This window comes from Nonomuraea sp. 10N515B (assembly GCF_052245915.1).
Classification (GTDB): Bacteria; Actinomycetota; Actinomycetes; order Streptosporangiales; family Streptosporangiaceae; genus Nonomuraea.
On the sequence record NZ_JBQQBQ010000208.1, the window covers coordinates 1 to 1071 of the forward strand.

At 72.2% G+C, this 1071-nt stretch carries 1 protein-coding gene; it reads right to left on the minus strand.

Features of this window, described 5'->3' with window-relative positions; translation table 11 throughout:
* Window positions 1–1027: condensation domain-containing protein (locus tag ACTWQA_RS59075; RefSeq protein WP_443167513.1), on the minus strand; the 1027-nt coding region annotated here is incomplete at its 3' end.
* Window positions 1028–1071: the final 44 nt, after the last annotated feature.

The window sequence follows — 1071 nt, forward strand, 5'->3', positions numbered from 1 at the left end:
CCACCACCAGGTCGACGCTGCGCGGCAGGCACACGCCCACCACGTCGCCCACCCGCACACCACGCTCACGCAAGGCTCTGGCCAGCGCGTTGACCCGCCCGCCGAACTCGGCGTAGGTCAGCCACGTGCCGTCGGCGTCGCACACCGCGGGCGCGTCCGGCGTCGCGGCCACCCGCCGCGCCAGCAGGTCGGGCAGCGCCGCGAAGCCCTCCGGGCCGCCCGTGGCGTTCCACCGCTCGATCGTCTCGGTGTCGGCGGCGGTGAGCGCAGGCGACGCGGACAGCCGCTGCTCCGGCTCGGCGGCCGCGGCGGCGAGTATTTCGGTGTAGAGGGTCGCGATGCGCTCGGCGGTGGCCTCGTCGAACAGGTCGGTGCGGTACTCCAGGATGCCGCCGATGCCGCCCGGCTCCCTGCGGAGGTACATGGTGAGGTCGAACTTGGCCGTCGAGGTGCCGACCGGCCTCCACTCCATGCTCAGGCCACCGGCGTCGATCGGCGGACGGTCGGCGTCCTCCAGGCTGAACAGGACCTGCACCAGCGGTGTCGCACCCAGATCGCGCTCCGGCCGCAGGTCTTCGATCAGCGCTTCAAAGGGGACCTCGGCGTTGGCGAAGGCGTCCAGCGTGGTGGCCCTGACCTGCCTGATCACCTCCCGGAAGGTGGGGTCACCCGAGCAGTCGGTACGGAGCACCAACGTGTTGAGGAAGCAGCCGATCAGCGGCTCCAGCTCCGGCCTGGGCCGTTCGGCCACGGGTGTGCCGACCACGATGTCGTGCTGGCCGGTGGCGCGGGAGAGCGCGACGGCGAGGCAGGCGACCATGGTCATGAACAGCGAGGCGTTCTCGCCGGCGCCGAGGGTGCGCAGCCGCTCCACGACCTGCGCCGGAATGGTGACCGGGACGTTGGCGCCCTGGTAGTCGCGCCTGGCGGGGCGCGGCCGGTCGGCGGGGAGTTCCAGGCGTTCCGGCATGCCCTCCAACCGCTTGCGCCAGTAAGCCACCTGGGTGTCGCGGAGCTCACCCTCCACCCGCGCACGCTGCCAAGCCGCATAATCGGCGTACTGCACCGGCA